This is a genomic window from Thermoplasmata archaeon (assembly GCA_015063285.1).
Classification (GTDB): domain Archaea; phylum Thermoplasmatota; class Thermoplasmata; order Methanomassiliicoccales; family Methanomethylophilaceae; genus Methanoprimaticola.
The window spans coordinates 176,977-203,329 of sequence record SUST01000001.1 but is presented as its reverse complement, the minus strand read 5'-3'; the positions used below and the strand labels follow the sequence as shown (position 1 = coordinate 203,329).

Annotated in this window: 19 protein-coding genes; 9 read left to right on the top strand and 10 right to left on the bottom strand. The window is 53.2% G+C overall.

The window, feature by feature from the left end; all coding sequences use genetic code 11:
• The first annotated feature begins 295 nt into the window (after positions 1-295).
• Complete coding sequence (locus tag E7Z62_00985; GenBank protein MBE6521696.1) at positions 296-1,231, top strand: hypothetical protein; 936 nt, start codon at positions 296-298, stop codon at positions 1,229-1,231.
• Positions 1,232-1,589: 358 nt separating this feature from the next.
• Positions 1,590-2,219 carry a flavodoxin family protein gene (locus E7Z62_00980; protein MBE6521695.1) on the top strand — a complete coding sequence of 210 codons (630 nt, stop codon included), beginning with the start codon at positions 1,590-1,592 and terminating at the stop codon, positions 2,217-2,219.
• Positions 2,220-2,414: 195 nt separating this feature from the next.
• Here E7Z62_00980 and E7Z62_00975 read toward each other — a convergent pair whose 3' ends face one another.
• On the bottom strand, positions 2,415-5,033 hold the full coding sequence (locus tag E7Z62_00975) for an acyl--CoA ligase (GenBank protein MBE6521694.1): 2,619 nt from the start codon (positions 5,031-5,033) through the stop codon (positions 2,415-2,417).
• A 185-nt stretch (positions 5,034-5,218) separates the two neighbouring features.
• Between E7Z62_00975 and E7Z62_00970 the strand changes: the two genes are divergently transcribed.
• The 4 genes from E7Z62_00970 to E7Z62_00955 all read left to right on the top strand — a co-directional run bounded on the left by E7Z62_00970 (position 5,219) and on the right by E7Z62_00955 (position 10,097).
• Positions 5,219-7,933 (top strand): acyl--CoA ligase, encoded by a 2,715-nt coding sequence (locus tag E7Z62_00970; protein MBE6521693.1) that lies wholly within the window; start codon positions 5,219-5,221, stop codon positions 7,931-7,933.
• 41 nt (positions 7,934-7,974) lie between these two features.
• Entirely contained in the window at positions 7,975-8,583 is a 609-nt protein-coding gene (locus E7Z62_00965; protein ID MBE6521692.1) for a hypothetical protein, read from the top strand.
• Between the two features lie 25 nt (positions 8,584-8,608).
• A complete protein-coding gene (locus E7Z62_00960) occupies positions 8,609-9,514 on the top strand; it encodes an alpha/beta hydrolase (GenBank protein ID MBE6521691.1) in 906 nt (301 codons plus the stop codon).
• Positions 9,515-9,614: 100 nt separating this feature from the next.
• Positions 9,615-10,097, top strand: coding sequence for a hypothetical protein (locus E7Z62_00955; protein ID MBE6521690.1), 483 nt, complete (start codon positions 9,615-9,617; stop codon positions 10,095-10,097).
• A 721-nt stretch (positions 10,098-10,818) separates the two neighbouring features.
• Here the strand turns inward: E7Z62_00955 and E7Z62_00950 are convergent.
• Both E7Z62_00950 and E7Z62_00945 read right to left on the bottom strand, forming a co-directional pair.
• Positions 10,819-13,560: a DEAD/DEAH box helicase gene (locus E7Z62_00950; protein ID MBE6521689.1), complete on the bottom strand. Its 2,742-nt coding sequence runs from the start codon at positions 13,558-13,560 to the stop codon at positions 10,819-10,821.
• Positions 13,561-13,606: 46 nt separating this feature from the next.
• Entirely contained in the window at positions 13,607-14,845 is a 1,239-nt protein-coding gene (locus E7Z62_00945) for a (Fe-S)-binding protein (protein MBE6521688.1), read from the bottom strand.
• 163 nt (positions 14,846-15,008) lie between these two features.
• On the opposite strand from E7Z62_00945, the gene E7Z62_00940 reads away from it, so the two are divergent.
• Positions 15,009-16,178 (top strand): hypothetical protein, encoded by a 1,170-nt coding sequence (locus E7Z62_00940; GenBank protein ID MBE6521687.1) that lies wholly within the window; start codon positions 15,009-15,011, stop codon positions 16,176-16,178.
• 123 nt (positions 16,179-16,301) lie between these two features.
• Positions 16,302-17,576, top strand: a complete 1,275-nt coding sequence (locus E7Z62_00935) for a Fic family protein (protein MBE6521686.1) — start codon at positions 16,302-16,304, stop codon at positions 17,574-17,576.
• Positions 17,577-17,673: 97 nt separating this feature from the next.
• On the opposite strand, the gene E7Z62_00930 is transcribed toward E7Z62_00935, so the two are convergent.
• Both E7Z62_00930 and E7Z62_00925 read right to left on the bottom strand, forming a co-directional pair.
• The gene (locus tag E7Z62_00930; protein ID MBE6521685.1) at positions 17,674-18,558 is read right to left on the bottom strand and encodes an EamA family transporter; all 885 of its coding nucleotides are present in this window, start codon (positions 18,556-18,558) and stop codon (positions 17,674-17,676) included.
• A 43-nt stretch (positions 18,559-18,601) separates the two neighbouring features.
• Positions 18,602-19,657 (bottom strand): hypothetical protein, encoded by a 1,056-nt coding sequence (locus tag E7Z62_00925; GenBank protein ID MBE6521684.1) that lies wholly within the window; start codon positions 19,655-19,657, stop codon positions 18,602-18,604.
• 760 nt (positions 19,658-20,417) lie between these two features.
• Between E7Z62_00925 and E7Z62_00920 the strand changes: the two genes are divergently transcribed.
• The gene (locus tag E7Z62_00920; protein MBE6521683.1) at positions 20,418-21,209 is read left to right on the top strand and encodes a class I SAM-dependent methyltransferase; all 792 of its coding nucleotides are present in this window, start codon (positions 20,418-20,420) and stop codon (positions 21,207-21,209) included.
• A gap of 5 nt (positions 21,210-21,214) precedes the next feature.
• On the opposite strand, the gene E7Z62_00915 is transcribed toward E7Z62_00920, so the two are convergent.
• The 5 genes from E7Z62_00915 to E7Z62_00895 all read right to left on the bottom strand — a co-directional run bounded on the left by E7Z62_00915 (position 21,215) and on the right by E7Z62_00895 (position 26,294).
• A complete protein-coding gene (locus tag E7Z62_00915) occupies positions 21,215-21,628 on the bottom strand; it encodes a hypothetical protein (protein ID MBE6521682.1) in 414 nt (137 codons plus the stop codon).
• A 129-nt stretch (positions 21,629-21,757) separates the two neighbouring features.
• Positions 21,758-22,978, bottom strand: coding sequence for an ATP-binding protein (locus E7Z62_00910; GenBank protein ID MBE6521681.1), 1,221 nt, complete (start codon positions 22,976-22,978; stop codon positions 21,758-21,760).
• Positions 22,979-23,221: 243 nt separating this feature from the next.
• Complete coding sequence (locus E7Z62_00905) at positions 23,222-24,163, bottom strand: purine-nucleoside phosphorylase (GenBank protein MBE6521680.1); 942 nt, start codon at positions 24,161-24,163, stop codon at positions 23,222-23,224.
• Between the two features lie 137 nt (positions 24,164-24,300).
• Complete coding sequence (cls, locus tag E7Z62_00900; protein MBE6521679.1) at positions 24,301-25,734, bottom strand: cardiolipin synthase; 1,434 nt, start codon at positions 25,732-25,734, stop codon at positions 24,301-24,303.
• Between the two features lie 65 nt (positions 25,735-25,799).
• Positions 25,800-26,294 carry a hypothetical protein gene (locus tag E7Z62_00895; GenBank protein MBE6521678.1) on the bottom strand — a complete coding sequence of 165 codons (495 nt, stop codon included), beginning with the start codon at positions 26,292-26,294 and terminating at the stop codon, positions 25,800-25,802.
• Positions 26,295-26,353 lie beyond the last annotated feature (59 nt).

Sequence of the window (26,353 nt, the reverse complement as noted above, 5' to 3'; positions counted from 1 at the left end):
ATTTCTGTGATATGATTGAACTGATCGTGATTATTCCGACGATTCTGAATTTGGGAAAAATGCAATAAAATACATTTTTACATGAGGAAAAATGTAGAAAAATACATTTTTCCCGATTCTGTGTATAGATATAATATCAATAAAGCGGCTGATGGTCGGTCAAAGGAGGTCGACGCCTCGGTTGTTTTGAACCCTTGTAAGAAAAGGCTCTGTGAGTACAGTATCATCCTGACGGCGGGAGTCAAGTTCACCCGATTTGACCATCATTATAAAGTCGATAGGCGATACTCTGGCCATGAGCAAGAACGCGTTCATCTTCGGGGCTGCCGCGGCTGCGGTCGTCCTGGTGATGCTGTTCTCATTCCTGACGTCGGAAGAGGGTTACAGCGTGAGGGAGGATGTGGTCGTAGGGGACTATATCGAATATGAGTTCTATGCCGAGCAGCACATCGCATACGATATGGAGATGAATGTGAATCAGTTCTACAACCGCTTCCTGCATTACGATGTGTCGCAGATGGCGCAGGGGGAGGATGCGCTCTACCCCTACAAGGGATCGGACCTCGAATGCCGCACCTTCCATTCCGACGATACCCTAGTGTATCTTGCCAAAGGGTCGGACGTCCCCGTCTACGAGGAGGAGGACTACTATTCCCTGCATTATGTGAGGTCATTGGTCTCGACGACGGTGGATCTCACCAAGCCGGTCTCCCCTTCGGATATAACCGAGGGTACGGAACTCAAGAGGGTGGACGTCCAGACAGGGGGAGATGCCAACACCACCGAGAGGCTGATGACCGTCGGGAAGATAGACGAACAAGGGAATACAGCCGTCGCTCTGAAGATGCTCGTCCTGATGGAGGAAACGGTCGATCTGACCGTGGCGTCCGTCGACGGCGACATGCTCACTATGGAGAACGGTGATGAGTACGACAGGGACAGTTTCCTGTCCTATGTTTCCTATGCATACAAGCTGCAGGAATTGAAAGAGCAGTACGAGACAATCATCGAGGAGTCCGACAGCAGGGAGAGGTTCGACCTTCCCATGGGGAACGGATATTACGATGTGCACACGCTGGTAACGGAGGGGCTGAACAAGGAGGAGCGGACTTTCACGATTGCCCATTTGGGAGATGCCGTCGCCCTGCAGGAGATGCAGTTCAAGACCCGTCTTGTCCAATCAAGTTATTCTTCCTGGAAGCTGATCGGGTCCAGTCTTCTCGAGAAGTGATCCGATACCATTCATCTCAGGGCCTCAGGCCCTGATTTTCATCAAGGAATCGATGATCGTCGATTTCCAATGGAGATTACGACAGCAGTGCCTTCACGAAGATGAAGGCTGCTATGCCTATGAACACCACTCCGAAGAGTGAGAAGAACCACGGGGCGCCCGAGTCGTTGGCCAAGTATATCCATACTATGCCGAATATGATTGCTATGAGGGCCGACAGCATCCTGTAGAACTTGTTAGACATGGGATTGGTATCATTGCTTCCATACTTATATTGGATGTCACGACCTATGTGAAAGGGTTCTGCATATGCGGAACTTAAGAAACGGATTTATTCCGACATTCTTTACAATCATGCATGTCCAGAAAGGTAGTCGCTGTCAACGGGAGCCCGCGTTCGGGTTGGAATACGGATATGCTCATCAACGAGGCTGCCAAGGGTGCCGAATCCAAAGGTGCGGCGGTCGATAAGTTCGACCTCTACAAACTGGACAGCTATACCGGATGCATCTCGTGCTTCGGATGCAAGAGGAAGGCACATGAGGGCGAATGCGTCGTTAAGGATGGACTCAAGCCTGTTTTGGATTCGATAAGGGAAGCTGACGGTCTCATCATAGGTGCGCCCAACTACTTCGGAGACCTGTGCGCACAGTTCAAGACATTCTACGAGAGGCTGGTCTTCCCCTACCTCACTTACAACAAGGAGCACCCTTGCTGCAACACACGCAGGATCCCCGTGCTCCTGATCATGACGTCCAATGCTCCCTCAGGCTTCTACGATGAGATGCTGGAGAAGTACAGGTCGACATTGGATTCATTCATAGGTCCTACGAAGGTTCTTGTCGTGGGAGAGACCCTTCAGGTGAAGGATTACAGCAAGTTCGACTGGACCTTCTTCGATGCCGAACAGAGGATCGAGAGGAGGGAGAAGGTGTTCCCCGGAGAACTGAGGACGGCCTTCGCGATGGGCGAGAATCTTCTAGGATGAGACAACCGTTGGAACCAATCTCCTTAGTCCCCGATGATAGAACCGAATCTAGAGCCGATATAGAATTGCCGATCGTCGTTATAGGCGGAGAGGCACGTACGGAGACGGTCGCTAACTGATTGGTAGAGAAGGATGTTTCATGGGGGGTTTGACCCCCCGTTAAGGGAATCCTGTTCGATCCTTGCAGAATCGTTTTCACGCTTTCTTGGCTTTCTTAGTTTTGCCATCGACGGTGGCCTTCGGTTTGGGTTTGGCAGCTTTCTTGGCGGAAGATTTCTTCGCTTTCTTTTCTGCATCGTCATCCTCCTTCGTAACTGTCGGCCCCATCGGCATGGGGAAGAATGGGAATGGCGGGAAGCCCGGCATCATGGGAGGTTTCTGCATCTTGATGATCGGATTCCAGAGGTTCTCCATGTCAGCGTTGAAATCAGGCATCTTCGGACCGAATCCGGGGAGCGGCATGAAAGGCATGGGGGGCATCATAGGCGGGCTCATCATACCGGAACTGGAAATCGCATCCTCTAATTGGTTGATCTCTTTCATCAATGGCATCAGATGATCCATGTAGACCATTTTGAAAAGCTTCGGTGCCAGATTCCATAGGCTCTGCGGGATGTTATCGACGTCGAAATCGGTCAGCTTCATGATGAGCTCTCTGAGTCCGGGGATGTTCAGCGCCTTCAGCATTCCTCCTTCCTTCATTTCCGGTATCGCAGCGAAGAATTCCGCCAGGATCTTGTAGGAATCCTCCTCGAGTTCCTGAGGTACTCCGGCTCCCACCGTGGCGAATTCGCCTTCCGCCGCCGGGACCAGAACTATGTCCACCAACAGGTCATCGACATAGGCGGGTTTGATGGAGTAGCGGACTCCCGTAACCAATCCCGATTTGAGCATCTTGGCATCAACCTTTCCGTTGGAATTCAGGGGCATTTTATCCAAGAACACGACTTGGCTGGGGAGGTTGGTGTTCGAAATAAGCTCGTCCTTTATGAATACCTGGACCAGCGCGTCGCGCAGGGTGGTGAGTCTATCTCCGTCTTGATCCTTCATCTCCACGTAGAGGATGGGGATGTTATCGTGCAGGACCTTGTGGAATTCCGGTGCGAGAGCGCAGAACCTTATCCCGGGCTGCTTCGTGACAGCCGTCTCCACCAATCCGGCATCGAAGCGTATCCCGGCGTTGTTGACGAAGTAGTTGTTGGATCTGCCGATGCAGGTCATGCATCCGTCCTCGGCGACTTTTACCAGATCGTGCGAGTTGAAGTACATCTCCCCGTCCACTTTCTCAAGGTCGAAGAACATGGTGTTGTCCAGTTTGCCGTCGCTCATTGTCGGTGAACTGAGCAAGAGGACTCCTGTGCGCGGGCCGTCGGATACATCGTAGTAGCGCTTCTCATCCTCGACGTAGATCTTGGCCTTGAATCCAGGCAGCAGATATCCGATGGCATCGTCCTCCCTTGACGAGGGGCAGACGATGCACGCTCCTCCGAGTTCCGAGAGTCCGTAACCGTTGATGAAGCGCGCTTCGGAACCGCATGATCTCAGATAGGCGTTGAGCTCCTTCTTGTACTCGGGTGAGATGTATGTGCCGCCCATGATCACCAGTTTCAGTTCGGAGAGGTCCATCTTCGGCCTGAACTTGTTCCATGTGTCGAACAGGATCATCCCGGTGAACAGCACATTGACCTTGTAACGCTCGATCGCTTCCGAGTAATGGGGATTCATAGATGCCATGGGCAGACATATGATCTCCGCACCCCAGCTCAGCGCTGTGTGCAGTGAGTCGATCATGAAATACGCCCAGCTCAGGTAGAAGGGGACGGTGGTGACGACATGCTCCGGGATCACCTTGAAATCATCGTGTTCCAACCTGGCCTGCCTTATGCTTAACACCACGGTGTTTATGGCCTTGTTGGAAAGGGGCACTGGTTTGTGCATACCGCTGACGGTTCCGGTGGTGTGGAGGATGATCGGGCCGGCCTTCTTGGAGTTTGATATGGGGTATGCCTCGTACTTCTCCAGAAGGTCTTCCATCAAGATGATGTCCGAAAGTTCGCCGCACAGGGTCTTGTTCAGTTTCCTGACCATTTCGAACGCAGGGATGGCGTATTCTCCTCCCATTGGGCTGGGCAATAGGATGATGTTTTCGATGCCCAGTCTCTCCTTGTCCTCGAGGAGACGTTTCATCACATTAGGGAATGCAAAGACCTCAGAGATTATCAGATCGGTTATCTTCTCCCTCTCGATCATACTGTATATCTGCTTCTCATCGTATAGGTCGAGATGGTAGATCAGGGAGACGCTAGCCCCGGTCATGTTCAGACCGTACAATGCGAAGATGGTCTCAGGAAGAGGCACGCTGATGATCCCTACACGGGAACGGTTCTCGCCGGTAAGGCCGAGTCCCGAGAATGCCTCTGCATACCTCTCCCAAGCGCGGAACATCTGCCTGTACGTATACTGTCTGTAGCCGTCCGTCAGCGCCACGTTGTCGAGGCGTTCTTTGGAGACAGAGTTCATTTCCTTGATGAAGGACCAGCATGGCTGATCCGCGATCTCTCCGCTTTCGATGCGCTTCGTTATATTGCTCTTTTTTGTGGTCAAAAGATTCCCTCGCAATAATGTCTCTGTGGTGTATCGGTCTAACTCGTTTATAGTTTCCCGACAACAGGTCAATTTTTTCAAACATCGAGCCGATAGTTCTAGAAGGGAAAAGTCTGCAGTCGGAGGAACGGATCCGACATGGCAGGAGAACCGAGGACGGTCTTCGAGATGGGTGATGAGTTTCTCGGATGAGGCTGTCTGCAAATTCATTTCTCAGGACCATTGAAAACTGATCGGTTCCTACATTGCTCGGATGTTACTTTATCCGACAATGGTCGAAAATCTTTATAATTTAAAATTGGCGTATACGTCCTTACTTCGTAAGGGGCTCCAAAGCGCTCACTTAGCGTGCTAAACCAAATTCATCCCAATTCAAGAAATCAAAGGTTCATAGAATGAATGCAGCCGAAAAGAAAAGACTCGAGAAGGTGAAAGCCCGCATCGAAAACGGAAAGATAGCAGATCAGAAATGCTGGTCCTTCATCAAGGAATTGAATTCTTACAGCGATGAACGTCTTGACACCGTGGCCATCAGGGACGGTTATAGGAAGTATACGTACCGTCAGATGTTCCGCAATTGGGAGCACTACGCGGAGGCCTTCTCCGCTTTGGACATCACCGATAAAAACCATTCCCGTGTGATGTTGGTCGGAACGATGTTGACGGAGACGATCTTCGCGCTGTACGGTCTGAACATGACCGGTGCTTCCGTATCGCTCCTGTTCCATTTCGACATGTACGACGATGAGAACGTACGCAACATGATCAAGAAGGAGAAGGTCACAGACCTTGTGGTATCCGAGCTGTTCGCCTTCCCCAACGTCATGAAGAAGCTTCTCCGCGACAAGGATGAGCTGGGGCTGCGCAACATCATCGTATTGGGAAGCCCCATGGGAGGGGAATACGCCATCCCTCCGTTGGAGATAGCACGCAAGCTGAACACATCCATGTTCAGGGAATTCGAGGGCGGCCTTGTGATGGACGACCTTCTTCAGGAGTACGAGGCTTCTCCGATCTCTTATGGCAAAGATGGATCTACCGATGCTTCAGTCATCCTTCATACGACAGGAACGGTCAGCGGGATCCATAAACCGGTCCCCATGTCCGACAGGGCGGTGAACTCGTTCGTCGTCGGTGCAATGGAGGCCAAGGAAACATACGAGGACTTCAAGGATGCACCCGACCATATCGTCAGTTGCCTGATGCTGAACATGTCATGGGCATATGCTACTATAGACATGCTCCACACTACGCTCGGTCTCGGCGGTGAGGTCGTGTGTTTGCCTTACGGCGCCACCAACCCCCGTTATGCAGAGGCCATAGAGGAGTACGGCGTCAACGTATTCTTCACCAGCAGAACGATCCTGGATTCCTGGGGTAAGTCCATGCCCGACATGGACCTGTCCAAGGTGAAGATAGTGTTCATGGGAGGAAGCTACGTCTCTCCCGAATTCAAGAAGACATTCAACGATTATCTGAAATCCTGCGGTTCCTCGGCACGCATTATCAACGGTTACGGCCTGTCCGAATTGGGAGGAGCCTGCCTCATCGCGGGAGCCGACAGGAATGATGACGCCATAGGCTATCCGTTCCCCGGAGTGAAGGTGAAGATCTATTCGGAGGAGGAGAAGAAGTTCTACGATCTCTCCGACGGACCCCGTACCGGAATCCTGTACCTTTCATCCCCTTCGATGAGCAACGGAAAGATAGACGACCTGGTGTGCTTCGAACTGGAGAAAGTAGATGGGGAGGATTACTTCAATTCCAACGACCTCGTCCGCGTCAACAAGGACGGAAGCCTTACGTGCATAGGACGTTCGAATCAATTCTTCGTCAACAATGCGGGAGTCCGCTTCAACGCAGGTCTCATCGAGACCGCAGTCACCGGACAGCCCGGAATAGTTGCCTGCGGTCTTGTTCCGGAGTTTTACAAGGTCTTGCACGATAACATCCCCATCCTCTACGTGGAGACCAAGGGCTCGAAGAATGATGAACTCATCACCCTGCGCAAGGCCCTTATTCAGGTCTTCCTCAAGGATGGGAAGATCAAGGATACTAATCTTCCCAGCCAGTGCGTTCTGATGGATTCCATCCCTCTGAACGCAGGGGGCAAGGTGGATACAAAGAAGCTGAAGAGCGGGAACGTCAAAGGAAGGCGCTTCCACGTGAAGCCCGTCAAGGTTAACGGTCAGGTTACGGACATCCTGCTCGTACCCGCTTCGGAGGGCGAGAACGCCACCCAGGGAGCAGGAGTGCCAGATGAGCTAGAGAACGATCCCTATAACATCGTCTCCGAGCTGTTCGCGGCCATTCCGGAGATCCTCGAGGGCCAGTACGGAAGGGTCTTCAAGATCCCGGGACTCAGGGAGATGTTCCTGAAGCTCATGGACTTCGACATCAACAATATACCCGCGAGCATGTACAAGCTCACACCAAGGCTGATCAAGATGGCCATGGATGAGTATCCGATGAACATGTTCAAGGGAATGGACATAAAGAACTTCAAACTGGATCCTGAGAAGGGCCTCATACCTTTCTTCCAGGGTATGATGCCGATGTTCCCCACGATAATGCCCATGCCTCCGATGCCATTCATGCCGTTCGGAACCCCCTGGGGATGGCCCGGGAGCGACGACAATGACAAGTCCAAAGAGGGCTGGGAGACTTTCAATTCCAATCTGAATGCTTTCTGGAAACAGATGAAGGAAATGTACAAAGCGTCCCTGGAAGCGTCCAAGGGACAGTGGAATGCATACTTCGACCAGTGCATGGAGATGCAGGAATCCTTCGCAGATTCCCTGCCCGACGAGATGCCGTTCTTCACACCGGTATCCCCGAAGGAGTATCTGAAGAAGGACAAGGAATTCCGCGAGAAGGCCAACAGGCAGGCCATGGAGCAGGCGGACTCATTCTTCGAATTCGCATCGAAGAGACAGGAGTACGTCGAGGACATGATCTCCGAGGGTGTCAAGAACACCAAGACCAAGATCGAGGAGAAGAAGAAAGAGAACGCTAACGCAAAGAGCACCAAGGCCAAAGCCGGCAGCAAGAAATCCGGTAAGGCGGGCAGCAGCAAGAAGGCCGCCCCGTCAAAGACTGATGCTCAATGAGTTTCAAAACGCTTTAACGAAAAGAAAAAGGAAGTGACTAGATGAGCGACAAAAAGAAAGAGAAGAACACACCCCCGATGCCTTTCCCCCCGGTATTCCCCCTGAAGAAGCCCGAGCAGAAGATCGACTTCGATGAGCAGTGGGAGAAGTTCGAGGAGAACCTCGATACATTCTGCAAGCAGATCGACGAGATGCAGAAGACCTACATCGAGACCACCAAGAAGCAGTGGAACACATTCTTCAAACAGTGCATGGATATGCAGGATTCCTTCGCAGACACCCTGCCCGACGAGTTCCCCTTCTTCGTCCCCGTGTCCCCCAAGGACTACATAAAGAAGAACAAGAAGTTCCAGGAGATGGCCAACAAGCAGGCCACCGAGCAGGCTGACGCATTCTTCGACTTCGTCGCTCAGAGGCAGAAGTTCGACAAGGACATGATCTCCGAGGGTGTAAAGAACACCAAGGCCAAGATCGAGGAGAAGAAGACCGAGGCAAAGAAGGCAGCCGAGAAGGTAGCTGAGCAGGCTGAGGCAAAGAAGGCACCTGCCAAGAAAGCAGATGCCAAGAAGGCAGAGCCCAAGAAGGCACCCGCCAAGAAAGCAGAGCCCAAGAAGCCCGTCGAGAAGAAAGAGCCCGTCGAGCAGGCTTGAAGAAACGGATTTCAGAAACTGACCCATGGGTCTGTTATTAAAACTCGTCACCAGGGGAATGGATGGCAAATGCCGGGACTGGGAAGCCAGATCCGAGGCGGGCCACCGGACCCCTGATGGCGTTGAAGAGTTTTTGGATGAAACATTTCAGGGCGCAGGCGGCGCTCCGTTGGGAGTGGACATCTTCCGTCCCAAGGACCGCGGCCCTGTCCCCCTTCCCGTCGTCGTCGTGATACACGGAGGCGGGCTCGTAGTCGGTACACGGAAGCTAACACGGACAATCAGCGAGAACCTTGTCTCGAAAGGATTCCTTGTCTTCAATCCGGAGTACAGGTTGTTATCGGAGGCGGATGCATTCTCGGAGATAGGAGATGTCTTTGCGGCATTCACCTTCGTTTCCGAACATCTCGAGGAGTACGGCGGCGACCCCAATCGCGTGGCGGTGGTATCGGAGAGCGCCGGTTGCTTCTTGGCCGTGTATGCCGTTGCCTCATTGGGTTCCCCGGTTCTGAGGGAGGCCCTGGGATTGAAGGAACCATCCCTTCACGTATCTTCCCTTGCCTGTTTCAGCGGAATGTTCTACACCTTCAAGAGGGACATGCTCAGCTTTGCCTATGCCAAGACCCTCTATGGGGAGAAGAGGAAGGATCCGTCCTTCAAGCAGCTCATGGATCCGGAGTGCCTCGAGGTGATGGGTCACCTGCCCCCGATGTTCCTGGTCAGCAGCGACAAGGATTTCCTCAAGAATTACACCGAGTGCTATGAGGCGGCCCTGCGCAAGGCGGAACATCCATGCAAGTATCTTTTCTACAGGGGCAACAAAGAGCTGGACCACGCGTTCCCTTCCCTGAAGCCCGATCTGCCGGAGAGCCGTGAGGTCCTGGAGGAGTTGATAGGGTGGATTGGGAAAATTGAAGACGGGAACAGCTGATGGATTCGGAAAAGGAATGAGGCCGGAGGCATCGGATGGGCCATCAGTCTTTGGAAATTCCAATCTCAACGGCTTTATATCTAAACAACTTCGAATAATCATGAACAGGACCGTCATGGTGGTAGCCGTTTTAGCAGTCGTATTGGCCGCGGGCATAGGCGTCTACTTCGCAATCAATGGCGGGCAGGGTGATGAGCCCTCTCCTGTGGATCCCGGGGTCGATGACATGGATCTGATTCTCACGATAGACGGAAAGAAGGTGGATGTGGTCTGGGAGGACAATCCGTCGGTGGATGCCATCAAGGTCCTTGCGAAGGATAAGATGACGGTCAGCATGGAACGCTACGGGGGTTTCGAGCAGACCGGCAGCATGCCGAAGTCTGTAGTTAAGAACGATTCGTGGATACAGACCAGTTCCGGGGACATTGTTCTTTACAGAGGAGTCCAGATCAGCATCTTCTTCGAAGACAACGCTTACGATTACACCAGGCTGGGGAAGATATCGGGAATGTCGGAATCGGAGATCACAGCGATGCTGGACAAGCCGAACGTGACTGTTGTTTTCACTTTGGAGAAGAGCTGAGATTCATTTTGTTTGAGGATTCAAATTGCCTCAATGCTGCACTTTGCCTGATAAACTTGCCTTATAGGACAAAAATATTGCCTTATAAACAGAAAATTGCCTTATAATTGCCTTAATACAGCCTTTTGCCTGATAAATTGCCTGATAAAAATCTCAGTCAAACAAAGGCAATAAATGAAGAAGGCTGAAAATAGGATCGATTCATTTCACACCGTACTTTTCACCGAATCCCATCAGGGCTTCAGGTCATCGACAGGGACTGGCGCTGTGACGGGAAACCCGTCAGTCGTTTGACATTTGTTCCGACATCACCGGTCTACCCTTTATGTACTATGAACGCAGATGATTGAATGGTGACAAGATGGGGCTTAGAGAATTCCTCAAGAAGCACGAGGTAGAAGACGATGGCGTAATGCGCGACGAGTTCGGGGAGGAACAGGAAGGCCTCACCATAGACCTCGATGGCGCTTTCAAAGCCATCAAGAGTCTGAAAAAGGGCAAGCAGTGACCCTTTGAGGATTGCACGTCCGTTCCGGATCGAAGGCCCAGCGGAGTCTTTCTCCTGGAAGGTTTTCGGGTGAGCGGCTAAGGGAAATATGAGCAGGCACCGCCTGCTCATTTTAGTGTTGTTTTCGGATCATTCGATGATCATTACTCGGTCCATTCCAAACGGGGAGTAACAAGACGGGCGTCCAGTAGATCCTACTGAATGGATGACGGGTCAATCCCAGAATCTCTTGTTCTTGGCAAACAGTATCTCCGCGTTCATGATGTCCCTCAGGAATTCGTCCTCGTCGGAATGGAGCGTGCGGAGTATCCTGGCTGCAGTATCTGGGCCTATCCCCCTTCCTGCAAGCACGATGACGGCCCTTTGGCCCTGCTCGAACACAAGGTTGGCGTTCTTTCCCATCTTCTGAAGGTCCTGCTTCTCCTGCTTGGAAAGGGCGGGCTCCTTCAGCAGCTTCACCGTGTCTCTCTCGTAGTTCTTCAGGACGGCGATCATGACTCCGCCGCACTGGGGGCACTTGAATTTCTTGGGCGCATCGCCCACTCTGAATCTGGACTGAGAGCCGCAGTGCATGCAGGATGCGAACAGGATCTCGTCCTCCAGCCTCTTCTTCAGGGCCATGAGGATCGAATGGTCCGCGCGGACCGGCTGCATCAGCTCCTTGGACCTGGTGATGCCTTCCAGGCCGATCTTCGATATCCTGTCGGTCTCCAGCTGTATCTCACCGTTGGCGATCATGGAGACGACCTTCTCGGTGTTGGGGATGTCCAGATCCTCCCACAGGACCTTGTTTATCGCCTCCTGGTAGGCTGGGGTGTCCTTGTGCAGGTCAAACAGCCTGGAGAAGTTCATGAAGCGGTGGTCCGCCTCCTTCTCGATGATGCCGAACTTCTTGGCGACGAAGACGAACCTCCATCTCAGGAAGGAGGAGTTAAGGATTGTCATCCTCGACAATGCCTCGACGGTTCCCGGTTTTACCGAGCGGATGGTGTTCATCATCGTATCCCTGTCGACATGCCTGGGGAGCTCCAGGATGATCCTGTAGGGGTCCGCGGTGACACCGATGGACTCCCCGAGACGTGCGGTGAGCAGGGCGGAGTAAATCTTCCCGAGGGTCTCGTTGACCTTGCTGCCGAAGCAGCAATTGATGATCGCCATCCTGTCGGCGATCTCCACGGTGACCAGTTTATCGGTGGGCATCTTGGACTTCTCGTCCTGTCCCGCGAAGTACTCTTTCAATACTCTGGCACATCCTTCGTCGCCGGGGTAGTCGGAGAAGTTCCTGAGCCTTCTCATGCGTCCTACCTCCATGGCGATCTCGAAGGGGACGGGTATGTCGGAACCGACCCAATTGGGTACCGCTCCCACCTCCCTCGCCTCCTCGACGAGGATCTCGTCCTCCCTCATCTCGACTATGCGCCACGTCCTTCCCTTGGCGATGAACATGGCGAACTCCTCCGCGAAGGATGCGACGAAGCTCTCGTCCAATGTACCTATGATCGCTCTCGTCCCGATGTCGCGGACCAGATAGGACCTCTCGTCGGGGATCATGGAGATGTTGTCGTAGAAGTAGCTCATTCCCTTCTTGGAGCGCTTGAAGGTGGTATCGTCATCGAAGACCATCTTGATGCCCTTCAATTGTTCTAAGACATCGAGCATCTGGCCGTAGGTCAGGTTGCGGAAGGGGTACGCGTTGTGCATCACCTTGTAGGCTAGCTCCTTGTCCATGGGCCCGGTCATGGTCATGGCGATGAGCTGGTTGGCCACGACGGACAGCGGTGATTCCCTGCCCTCGAAGTACTCCAGCTCCTTGGAGTCGCTCCTTCTCGCGACGACCATCGCCTCGGCGACCTCGTCCGGTGCGGTGGCGATGATCTTGGCCCTGATGGTCTCACCTATCCTGTGACCTGCACGGCCAGCGCGCTGTATCATGCGGGAGACCTGTCTGGGGGAGTTGTACTGGATGACCATCTCCGTTGTTCCCACGTCGATTCCCAGTTCGAGCGATGATGTGCATATCAGGCACTTCACCTCCCCTCTCTTGAAGCTGTCCTCCATCTCCATCCTGTTCTCCTTGGAGAGGGATCCGTGGTGGACCTCGATGGAGATGTCCTTGTCCCAAAGATGGTAGCGGGCGGCCAGCCATTCGGCTGTCTCCCTGGTGTTCACGAAGAACAGTGTGGATTTTCCGTTGTCGACGATCTCTCTGGCCCTTTTCATAACACCAAGGATGTCCGGGTCGCTCTGGAGCCTGTCCAGCAATGTAGGGTCGTTTTCTGGGGGAGGGCTCTCGACCTTGATGTCGAAGTCCCTGTGGGTGTCGTGCTTGCGCACGACCACCTCCCTGTTGTTCCCCGCAAGGAATCTGGCGACGTGATCGATGTTACCAACCGTTGCCGACAATCCTATCCTCTGATAGTTCCCTGCCAGCAGCACCAGTCTCTCGAGGGCGACGCTCATCTGTGCTCCTCTCTCTGTGTTGGACAGTTCGTGTATCTCGTCCACGATCACCCATTCAACGTGCTTCATGTGCTGAACCAGGTTCTTCCCGGTGAACATGACCTGCAATGTCTCGGGGGTGGTGATGAGGATATCCGGAGGGTGCTGCGACTGGTAGTTCCTCTCGGCCTGGGTGGTGTCGCCGTGTCTCACGCCCACCTTTATGTCCAAGGCCCTTCCGTAATCCTCCATCCTCTTCAGCATGTCCCTGTTGAGGGCCCTGAGGGGGGTGATGTAGATGCATCTGATGCCGGGCTTGCCTTTGGAGCGCATGATTAGCTCCAGAATCGGCAGTATTGCGGCCTCGGTCTTCCCGATACCTGTGGGTGCGACCAGGAGGAGGTTCTCCCCTCTGATGATCCTCGGTATGGAATCCGCCTGGGGCGGCGTGGGTTCCTTGATCCCCTTCTCGGCCAGGACGCGTATGATGTCGGGGCAGAGTTCGGGGAATGTCATGTAAAAAGGAAATGAGGGGGCCGGAGCCCCCGTGATTGTTCGTGTTTCAGGCCTTTGCTTCTGCTGCGGGTTTCTCTGCAGCGGGCTCGGCGGGTTTGGGAGCGGTGACCTCGAGGAGGACCTGCGAAAGGTCCATGACCTTGATGTTGGAACCGATCTTCTTTGCCGCCTGTGTGAGGTTCAGGACACAGAAGGGACAGCAGCTGATGAGAACGTCAGCTCCGGTTGCCTCGGCGTCGTGGATCCTCTCGATACCGATGTTGAGGGCGAAGTCGGGGTATGTGGACTTGTATCCTCCTCCGGCACCGCAGCACCTGGAGTTCTCCCTGGACCTCTCCATCTCGACGAACTCGACACCCTTGATCTTCTTGATGACGTTCCTGGGAGCGTCATAGACACCGGAGTGCCTTCCGAGGTGGCAGGGGTCGTGGTATGTGACCTTGTGGTTGAACTCGTTGTTGAGGGGCAGCTTCCTGTCGTTGATGAGCTGCTCGACGTACTGTGAGAAGTGGTAGACGTTCTGTCCTGCCTTGGCGTAGAACCTTCCGAAGTCGCAGGAGACGGTCTTGTAGCATCCGGAGCAGGTCATGACCATGTCCTTCGCTCCGATGGCGTCGGCCTTCTCGACGTTGTGGTAGGCACAGTCTGTGGACTCCTTCTCGTTTCCTGTCCTGATGAGAGGGGAGGAACAGCACCACTCGTCGGGTCCGAGACAGTTCATCTGGACTCCGGCGCGGTCGAGAACGTGAACTCCGGCCTGTGCGATGTGCTGCATCCTATAGGATCCGGTACATCCGGCGAAGAAGACGACGTTGGCGGGTACGTGCCTCTCGACATCCTCGGGCCACCATGCGTCCCTCTTGGAGTCGGGCTCGTTGTAGGGGTTGTGGTTCTTGTGGATGCTCTTACCCATCGCGACTGCGGCGGGCATGGGTCCGATTCCGACATCGACCATCCATTTCCTCATTGTCTCCCAAAGTTCCACGAGGTGGATCTTGGCGTGGCAGACTACCTCACAGTTTCCGCATCCAGTACACTTGTACATGGCGTCGACGAACTCGGGGCTGAGCTCGACGGGCCTGTTGAGGAGCTTGTCCATTCCTCCGGTTCCCATCAGGTCGATCTGCTTGATGTAGTAGATCTTTCCCCTGGGGGTGACGGAGTCCCAAGGTGTCTGAGCGTGTGCCTCGCAGACGTCGATACAGTATCCGCACTGTACGCACTGTGTGAGCTCCTGCGCGATGTGGGGCAGGTTGTGGATCTTCTTTCCAAATAGTTCCGGCATTCTTATTCCTCTGTTCGGAGCGGGGGGCTCCGGGATGTAATGGTCAGTCGACCTTGTATCCTTATTTAATGGTTATAGGGCGGATGGGGCGGAATCCCTTCTGATGGGGGAATGATAATGAGAATAAATGAGATTATAACGGAGTACCTCTTAACGTCATGACGTGAAGAGCGTATACGACGATTGGACGGGGAACGTGGTCCAGGAAGCGGACATCCGCAGCTTGGACCCCGAGGCCATGAGGGCGGTCAGGGCGACCTATATGTCGGAGCATCCTGAGCACAGGGAGGAGGTGTCCGCAATGGACGACCAGGAGTTCCTGTCATACGTCGGCGTTTTGAAGAGGGGGAAGGTCACCGTCGCCGCCATGATCCTGTTGGGGAAGGCTTCCGAGAAGGTGCTCCCGTCGACGGTCTGCATGAGGTGGAGGCTGCTGGACATAGACGGGTCCGTGGCCGACTCGCGTACCTTCACTGGCTCTATGGTTTTGGCGGCAAGGAAACTGGCCTCGATCATCAGCAATTCCACCGTAAAGATAGACGAGGGGAGCGGGCCTGTTTTCATGAGCACATACCGTGTCGCTTCGCTCACGGAGGCGATATTCAACGCCCTGCAGCATCAGGACTACACCATGGGCGGGACCATCGACGTTATCGAGAGGGAGAACGAGTCCGTCACGGTGTACAGCAAGGGATCCTTCCCCGACGTGGAGCCGGAATCCTTCGTCAAGGGCCAGAATCAGACTATGGCCTCCAGGAACTCTTTCCTCATCAAGGCGATGACCGAGATCGGTCTTGTATCCAATTCCGGTGCGGGCATCCGTAATTTCTATCTCTCTCAGATACACAAGCACTTCCCGCTGCCCAGATTCTCCATAACCGACGATTCTGTGTCGGTGACGTTCCCCGGAAGGAGGGAGGGCGCTCTGGCAAGGGCCTTGGACATCCGCAGGGACATGGAGATACAGGACATACTGGACCTGGACAGGCTGGATTCCGGTAGGTATCTGTCTGACAAGAGAATGGAATCCCTCATATCGAGGGGACTGGTCACAGTATACGACGGCGTGCCCTGTATCAATCTGGACTATCAGGATCCGTCGTCCCGTTTCAGCAAAGGGTCCGATTACGACGCCGTAATGGAGCTGCTGAAAGAGAACGGTTCCGTGACCCGCGGGGATGTGGTCGATATGCTGAGGTTCAGGGACAGGAAGGGTCTGACCGATGAACAGCTTTCTGTGAAGGCCACCAATCTCCTGCAGAACATGAGGAAGGACGGAAGGATCGAGAAGGCCGAAGGCAGTACGCGTTCGGCGAGGTACATCCTGAGCTGATCCTCATAATCAGTGATATTACACTACCAATATACTACCAATTTGGTATTGTATAAACTGATAACCCTACCAAAACAGTACTTAATTGGTAGGGTATTAATACTCATCATCAATCTTTATGTCATGCGCATTCTAAGGAATCCTCCGGATATCGAGGCGATGATGTCCGATGGGCAGAGCTCTAAAGACATACTTTCAGACGAGGTCAGGGAATACGCTAAGGATTTCAACGAGAGATATCTCCACTGGTCGGAGGTTCGCAACAGGGACACGGGAAGATTCGATCCCGATGTCGTATGGGCGAGGATGAAGCTCGTCCGCGGGGACTGTGGTTCCGAATTGGTATTTGGGAACACGCATTACCGGTATTTCATAACGGAAAGGGTCTGGACGATGCTCCGCATGTTCGATGCGAGAGCGAACAAGGGATTCTCCCAAGGTGATGACGTTCTGAACAGTGGAGCGTACCATCCAGCTAGGACACTGATGGAGGAATCGATAGCCTCCAGTCAGGCGGAGGGTGCCGTGACCACTACTAAGAAGGCCATAGAGATGCTGTGTCACAACATCCGTCCGAAGGACAGGTCCGAAAGGATGATAGTCAACAACTACAGGGCCATGCTGTACATCAAGGACCATACGGATCAGCCTTTGACCCCTCAATTGATCAAGGACATCCACAGGATAGTGGCCGACGGGACCATGGATGGGAGGTACATGGGTACCTTCCGCGACAACGACGATGTGGTCGTGCAGGATTCTCTGACCGGGGAGGTGTTCCATCAGCCGATTCCCAAAGAGGAGATCGAGTGCTCGGTGGAGCAGCTATGCGGGTTCATTAACGGAAACGACTCTCTGCATCCCGTGGTCAAAGGGATGATCCTGCACTACGCGATCGCATACATCCACCCGTTCGAGGACGGGAACGGCCGTGTGGCGCGCTCTCTGTTCTATTGGTACACGCTGAAGAGCGGATACGGCATAATGGAATACCTGGCCCTTTCCAGGTACATCAGGGACCACAAGGGAAGGTATGAGGAGTCGTACATCTTCGGGGAGACCGACGGGAACGACATGACCTACTTCATGCTGTACAACCTCAAGGCTCTGGAGGATTCGATGGACACTTTCGAAGGATATCTGGAAAGGAGGACCGGGGAGGAGATGGTTATGAGGGCCAGGCTGTCGGGATACGGTCTGAACGACAGGCAGATAGGGATATTCACCGGTCTGATGAACGGGGAGGATATCTCCGTCAGGTCCGTCATGAACCAATACGGCGTATCGCTGAATACGGCCAGGGCGGATATAGCCGCTCTGATCGATGCCGAACTAATCATAGAAACAGGAAGGGAGGTCAACTCGAGGATCTACTCCTGGTCAGGGAGAAAGGTGTGACCATTTTTGTAAAAAGTGTATTGATATTACATTTTTTATTTGTAAAAAGTGTGTTTTGATAACACTTTTTACAGAACTTGTCCTGCCAGGATAAGGATCAGCTTGATACCTTATCCGATTGTCCCGTCTTTGCATTGAGCAATATTATGGATCCCAGGATCAGCGCTATACCGAGGACGTTGGTCCATCCGAACGGGTCGTCTATGGCGATGCTAGCGATGGTGGCCACCATCGGCTCGACGAACGCTATGATGGATGCCTTGCCCGCATCCATCCCCTTCAATCCCACCGTGTAGAAGTAGTAAGGCAGCACGGTCGAAAGCAATCCCAATCCCAATGCCTCCAAGAGTACGGAGGAGTCCCCGCATATATCGATGACCGAGGGGACATCGGAGAAGGGAAGCAGGCAAACCGCCGCGATCAGGAAGGTGTAGAAGAGGATGGTCAGGAGGCCGTACTTCTCCAATGCGTACTTGCCGAATATCGAGTATAGGGAATAACCGAAACCTGCGAGGATCCCGTAGGCGATGCCCATGTTCAGGTCCCCGGTCCCGATGCCCGTGGTGAACACGCATCCCACGAACGCTAGTACCAGTGCCAGCAGCTTGTTCCTGGTGAGCTTTTCCTTGAACAGGATCATGCTCATGACCATGACGAAGCAGGGTGCGGTGTACAGCAGCACCGATGCGGTCGACAGCGACACCATCTGCTGCGATGTGAAGTACATGACGTTGAAGAATACGATGCTGAAGATCCCGGTGCCGATGAACATCCAAATGTCCCTCAGCTCTATCCTGAAGAGCTTCCTGTCGGTGACCAGGATAGCTACGGTCATGACCGCCAGGGTCACGACGCATCTGACGAAGGTTATCTGCAGGGGGGACAGACCCGCCTCGTACATCGGACGGGTGAAAAGACCTATGATACCCCATAACGACGCGCCTATGATGACGTACACCGCAGGTATCAGGTCCTTCCTCATGATGGGGTGACCAGCGGTTCAGGATATCTATGTTGCGCTAGACTTACTGGGCATCCTCATGGATGCTGCTGACGGTCTCCACGCCTTCGAACTTTATCTCGTTGCTCGCAGGCTGCTTCAGCTTCGTTCCGTTCAGGACCGTCTTCTGCAGTACGGGGTTCTTCTTCTGATGCGCTATCACGAATCCCCTGTCCGCTTCGTGGAGCATCCTGTAGTCCACCATATTGTCGCCGAGTGCGATGACCTCGCGTCCGGCATCCTTCAGATATCTGGCGATGTAGGCCTTCCCGAATTGAGACATGTTGCGATATGCGTTCACATCGGTGCCGATGGCCATGTCGAATGCGGTGCCCTCGATGGCGTATGACCACAGGTCCTCCAGCCCTGCGGTGATGACGACTCTGTAGGAGTCTATCTGAGAAAGGTCGTCCAGGAGAGGTCTGTTCAGCTGTGCGTCCTCCGATCTCTTGCGCATCTTCTCGGCGAGATGCGGGACCTCGCGGTAGATGTTGTACACATACCAGAATTGGAAGGTGGTGTACCTGTCGCCGTAGAACAGATCCCTCAGATCCATGAGACGGGGGAGGTCCAGGCTCAGAGTGAGGTCGATATCGGACAGCGTCCTGTCCCCGTCCGAGAGGATTATCGTGTGCTTGTCGGTGGATTGGAGGATGCGGTCCGCAGCAAGCCTGGATACCTGCGGGGATGTGAGGATATTGCCGCTGAGCAGCCCCTCGATGAATTCCTGCATCTTATCGAACTTGGGATCGAGGATGACGAATTCCTTTCCTTCGGAGAAGCATTCGGAACGGAGATTGGAGACTTCGAAATCCCTCCAGGATACAAGGTCCTCGGGGGTGAGGTCGGAGTACCTGTTGTTCTCCTCGGATTGCCTCATACGGTCGAGGATGATTTCCGGTGCGGTGTCGAGGTAGGCGATGACGTCATACGAATCGCTGTCGGCGGGTGATCTTGTATATCCTCCGTCGGAGGGGAAGGAGAAATGGCCTTCGGCGATGGCGTCCTTATCGGTTCCCCTGTTTTTGGAGATGAGGGTGCTCTTCCCCGAGCACGGGAGTCCGTAGATCGCAATCTTCATCCTGTTCACCTGCTAAAAGAGGTAGAAGGGCCGGGTGGCCCTTCGTGATCAAACGGTTTTATTCGTTAAGGAAGTTCACCTGATATTGATGGAGATCTTCGGGAAGACGAAGAGTCCTTTCAGCTTGTCAACGACGAACTTGACCTTGTCCTTGAACCAGTTCTTCACCCTCTTTTGACTGTCAGTTTCTACTGACTAGTGATATAAGAAAGGTCACATCGGATTATCGGTGCATACGTAAGGGAATCGGATGCCCATACCGTATGATGAAGGTCAATGAGGAAGGGGTTTTAGTTCAGTCGAACGAGGGCCCAGAGAATCTCATCTCCAAAGGCTGTCCGCACTGCATGCAGCGGCTGAATGGATTGAGTTCGTCGTTCATGAAACCGCAGTAAACACATTTGCATCCCGTCATGGACCCTCGAATTCAGGAGGGGTATTTTAGGCAGAGTGTAGGCGGTTAAGTTGTCATTTTTACTTTTGCGAACCGCTTGCGCCAGCGTATAAAAGGAATGAGCAAAGGGCATGCCCGGTGTCTGTAAACATATTCTTATAATTTAGGTATTCCTAAAATATAATAATAAGAACTTTAATGTCGTTGCATGAATGGAAAAATGACATCAGAGAATTCAGCCGTGACGACGGACGATACGATCATAGCGATACGCGATCCGCCCGCGGAATACAGCGCCAAGCCCGTCTTCTACATATGGGACCACGGGAGGCGCAGGAACTCAGGTCTCTGAATCAAGGACTGAAAATGACGAACGAAGGCGTACCCGACACGCTATACATCCCCCTGGCCGCCAGGATATACTCCACACAGATGTTTCCTGAATACTTCAGCGACAGCGTGTCGCTGAGATTCAAGCGCGACATCCCCAAGAGCATCATGGACGGTTCCTCGGAGTATGCCATGCTGGCATCCGTTGCCAGATACTACAACACCGACAGGATGGAGAGGGAATTCGTGAAGAGGAACGGGAGGAGCAGCATTATCCATCTCGGAACGGGTCTGGAGACCGCTTACTGCCGTCTCGCGGACCTCCCTGCCCATTTCTACGACATGGACCTCCCTGAGGTGATCGAGCTGAGGAGGAGCCTCCTTCCAGAGAGCAGCAACGAGACTCTGATCTCAGGTGACCTCTTCGATATGAACTGGGCGAACCTCATTCCGGATAATCTGCCCGTCATGATCCTGGTCCTCGGGGTCTTCCAGTATTTCCACGAAGAGGAAGTGGTGGATGTCATCAGGAGGATGGGGAGCAGGTTCCCCGGAGCAGAGCTCGTTTTCGATGCAACTAGCACCAAAGGTCTGAGCTACACCAACAGGTATGTGAAGAAGACAGGGAACGATTCCGCGGCCATGTACTTCGCCGTGGACGATCCCAGCGGATTCGCCAAGAAGTGCGGTGCGGAACTCATCGAATGCAGGCCGTTCTTCACAGAGGCCCGCAAGATACTCCGCAACAAGGCCGACCTGTCCACCCTCATCTCCATGAGGTTCGCCGACAAGTACGGTATGGTCAAACTGCTTCGTCTGAGGCTGTGATCGGTTCACACCTTCAGTTTTGCTCCGCATATCTTGCAGAAGTCGTATTCCTCGTCGATGACGTTGCCGCAATGGCGGCAGATCTTCGAAGGATCGATACGGGGCACGGTTCTCGAACGGCTCTTGAAGGTGCCCAGGGCGATACCCATGAACATGTTGACACCCAGCCAGAGGGCCGCAGCCGCTATGATGCAGGTATCGTAACTGTCGTAGACTCCGAGGAAGTTGTTGATCGCCAGAGCGATGACGATCACCAGGATGAGTCTGAAGACAAATCCGACCAGAAGTTTCTTGAAGGCGGAGAATTCGTTAAGGCGTGATACACCGGGCCTGTCCAGTCTGTTGATGATGGCTACGGCCGCGATCCTCTCTGCCACGCAGATGGCCATCAGAAGCAGGCAGAACATCCCTTCGCTCATCATCCGCCTTAATGCGAAACAGCATTAAACATTTTTCAGTTTATTTGGCGACCCTGTCAATCTCATCGCCGGACATACAGCGTAATCGGATTGGAGCATTGGACTGATTTTCGAGAATATACCTGCTCGTCACAGTTTGAATCCGTCGCCGAGAAGGAAATCCTCGACCAGATTCAATCTGATGATGCCGTTGTCGCTGACGGTTATCGGGTCCATGGATACGATGTACTTGGGGAATCCGTCCTTCATCGCGAGCAAAGGCCCCTCCTCCCTGTCCACGACATCCTTCGTGGGCATCAGATAGACCGCTTGGATGTAGGCTTTCCTCATACCGTCCGTGACCACGAAATCGATCTCCTTGCCGCCCTTCTTCCCGACGGTCACTATGTATCCTCTGGAGATCAGTTCGTTGTAGACCATGTTCTCGATCAGCATCCCGAAGTCCAATCTGTCCTTCTTCCCTGAGATGAATGTATGAAGCGCCAGATCCGTAAGATAGGATTTGTAAACGGTGTTCAGAGTCTTCTTTCCAACTACGTCGTATCTCCTGCATTTGGATGCTATGTTGCTGGAGAATATCAGGTCCAGATACTTCTTCACCGTATCTCTCTTGACCTTTAGTCCGTTCTTTTGCAGGAATTCGGTTATCGAATCGTTGCTGATTTCTTGACTGGGAATCGATGCTACGAACGAGACCAGGTCATCAAGGAGTGCTTTATTCTTTATCCCGCTTCTTGCCATTATGTCTTTCTTTTTTATCTCGCTGAGGACTGCGAATACATATCTTTCCTGGGCTGCTGCAGAGGGATAATCGAATCTCTTCGGAAGTCCTCCGTATATCAGGTAGTCGTTGAAATCCGACATGGCGTTGATGGGGACACCATTTAGTTTACGGTATTCCTCCACCTCCGAGAATGAGAAGGGCATGATCCTGAACTCGATGTATCTGCCGGTGAGTTTTGTGGAGATCTCGTCCGATAGGAGGTATGAGTTGCTGCCGGTGATGAAAACCGACACGTCTTTCATCCTGTAGGCTTCAACGACCTTTTCGAAACTTTCCACATTCTGTATTTCATCTATGAAGAGATACCTCTTGCTGTCGTTATCTTTGAAGCATTCCTCTATGGCCTCACGCAATTGGTCTGGGGTCGATATGTTGCTGTATACATCGTCATCCAATTCCAGATAGGCCACGGATGTGCCCGGTTCATTTTGCAGGGAGATCATTATCTGGCGCAAGATGGTGGATTTGCCGCATCTCCTCATCCCTGTGAGGACTTTGATCATGCCGCCGTCATGTATGAAAGGTTCTATCTGCGATAGATATCTGGTACGCTGGAGTTCTATCATTGCAGATGATGATATGCATCAATAATATAAAATCATACTTTTGAAAAGTCTTGTAGGGGGTAAAAAATAGTTAAAATCAATTTTTTACCCCTTTGAGAATAGATGAAAGGGGTAAAAATTGAAAAAATGTAAAAATAGGCTCTTTTAAGAACCTACGAAAGGGGTATCTTAGAACACATTCAAAAGATTTGAATGGCACGCCTCCCGGCAGTATAGCCGAGAGGGTACCAGTTTTCATAAGGTTCAGAGTTCCGATAGGTTGTAACGGCTCAGGAGCTCGTTGATTATCATCGCCAGCTGGCCGCTCATCTTCTCGGTCATCTTCTGCACTTCCTCATGGGAGGGCGAGACGTCGGTCATACCCGTTGCCATATCCGTGAGGCAGCTGATCCCTGCGATCTTCATGCCCATGTGCTGTGCGGCGATGGCCTCTACAGCGGTGCTCATTCCCACGGCGTCCGCGCCCCAGGATTGGAACATCTTGGTCTCCGCTGCGGTCTCGTACTGGGGTCCGGAGTACTGTACGTAGACTCCCTCCGCCATCTCGATGTCGAAATCCGCTGCGACTTCCTTGATCGCTTTGGTGAGGGCCGGATCGTAGGCATCCTTCATGCCGATGAATCTGTCGCCCAGTTCATCGATGTTCGGGCCTATAAGAGGGGAGTCGATCGCGCATATGTGGTCGGTGATGAGCATGAACGTACCGGGTTCGTTCTCGTAGTCCAGGGAACCGGCCGCGTTCGTGATGATGACGGTCTCCGCTCCGAGCTCGTGCATCACCCTCAACGGGAGGACGACGTCCATTGCGCTGTATCCTTCGTAGTAGTGTACCCTTCCCTGCATGAGGACCACATCTGTGCCAGCCATCTTCCCGAACACGAAGTTTCCTTTGTGCCCTTCGACCGTTGATATGGGGAAGCTGTCTATGTCCGAATACGGGATGACGGTCTCCACATCGACGTAGTCGGCGACCTTGGAGAGTCCGCTGCCGAGGACGATAGCGACCTCGGGCTTCATGTCCGTGTACTTCCTGACCTGCTCCGCGCAATATACGATGCGATCGTATTCGGGACCCTCCCCTTCGTCGGGATTGTCCGATTGCGCGATGTACACGCAGCAGCAGAGGGAAGCGACCGCTATCACCACTGCGATGATTGCGATTATCCTGTCTGTTGATATTGCCATGGGCTAGAAGACAGTCTTCAGGGTATATAATCGGTACAATCCGTCGGTTCACGGATTTGTAAGGGCCTCAAAAGGGTTGGAAGGGACACCCTCACGCATCGTTGGGATGCGGTCGGATGCCCCTCAGGATTAGGGTTTCAGGTAAGGTTGACGAACAGTCTGGAGATGGCGAGCCTGATCGACTGTATGAAGGTCAGCTTCTCGAACTGCTCCATCTTGTACTCTGTACAGTACTCCAGGTCCTCCCTGAAGGCATCGGCCATCTGCTTGCCCAGCGACTTGGACATTATCAGCATGTTGGTCTCGAAGTTGAGGACCAGGGAACGGTCGTCGAAGTTTGCAGATCCGACAGAGCAGATCTCCTCGTCGACAACCATCGTCTTGGAGTGGACGAATCCGCGGTTGTACATGAAGACCCTCACGCCGTTGCCCATGACGTCGTATGCGGAGCTGATGTTGTTCCAGAACACGAAAAGGTGGTCCGGCTTATCCGGGATGATCACCCTGACATCCACCCCCCTTGCGGCGGCCAGCGAGAGGGCGTCCTTGAGGGAGTTATCAGGGATGAAGTACGGGCTGTGAAGGTACACGGACTTCTTCGCGTTGTTGATCATCGTCAGGTACTGCATCCTGATGGGGTTGAACGCGGCCACGTCCGGTCCTCCGGAGACGGCGATCATCTTCGCGTCGCCGCTCTGGTCCAGCTCGACACCAGTGTAATGCTGGGCGATGTCCAGGGTGGATTTGCTGGCGTACTCCCAGTCCATCTCGAACCTCATGTGGATGGGGATGACACCGTATCCTACGACACGTACGGCGGTGTCCCTCCAGAATCCGAGAGGTCCCTTTCCGAGATACTCGTCCCCGATGTTGAATCCGCCGCAGTATCCGATCTTACCGTCTATGACGGCGATCTTCCTGTGGTTACGGTTGTTCTTCTTGGGGCTGAACATGAGGGTGAACACCCTGTGGAAGAGAGCGAACTCCCCTCCTGCGGCCTTGAACGCCTTGATGGCCTTCTGCGGCCCCTTTCCCCATCCGAAGTCGTCGGTGAGCAGCTTGACCTCCACTCCCTCCTTGACCTTCTCGGTGAGGATTTGCATCAGCTCGTTGCCGAGCTCGTCGTTCCTGATGATGTAGTACTCCAGGTGGATGAACTTCTTCGCAGCCCTGAGGTCATCGTAGAGCGCCTTGAACTTGTCCTCTCCCAGCGTGTAGAGTTGGACGGTGTCGCCGGCCGTGTAGCCGACGCATCCGAAGTTCTGCATCGTCTTGATGAGCTGGCGGTACTCGGGCACCTCCTCATTGTCGGCGTTGCCCCTATCGTACTCAACGAGCGCCTTCGTCTTCTCATCGTTCAGACTCTTCATCCTGAAAGCGCGGTCGGAGTATACCGTCTGTCCTATGAAGATGTACAGTATGAAACCGACGAACGGGAGCAAAAGGAAGACCAATGCCCACACCACTATCTTGGATGGGTTCTTCTTCTCGGTCATCAGGATGACCAGGAGGAAGATGATGTCTGATATGATAATCAGAAATTCCAGTATCTGTACCCAATCAAATTCCATACCCCTGAATTGATGTGATATGTATTAAATTGTAGTCAAATCACCAGTGTGCCGATCGATATGCATCAGTATCCGCGGACGATGCGTCTGATGACGCCGAACAGGACTATTCCGATCACTAGGATGACGCATATCCAAATGGCAACATTTTCCAGCGCTGAATTCTCATGATCGCTCACGGTAAATTGGAAATGCATATCGTGATGGCCGGAATCGGACCTCAGATCGATCTGGTAGGTGTGGTTGTCGAGATTGACCAGCACATCATCATCGTCGGTTATCTTGAAAGACATCCTGTCCGAAGAGGGAGTGACCGTCCCGTCCTTCGTTATGATCCTGGTCCCGCCCGTGTCGGTATCGTAGTAGATGTAGGCGGTCCATTGGCCGTCAGGAAGGGCCTCTTCGAGGGTGACCGCGATCACGCCTTCCTTGCTGTCGTAGGAGATCTCGTAATTGGTGTTCTCGGATTCTCCTGCGAAGAAGACGAAGATGACAACGCCCAACAGCAATAATATCCCGATTATCACAAAGATCCTGGTAGTTGCTGGGTTGGCATTCATTCTCGCGGCCTCTTGGGACACCAATAGTCAAGGTCGGTAATAAACATACGTCGGTCAGG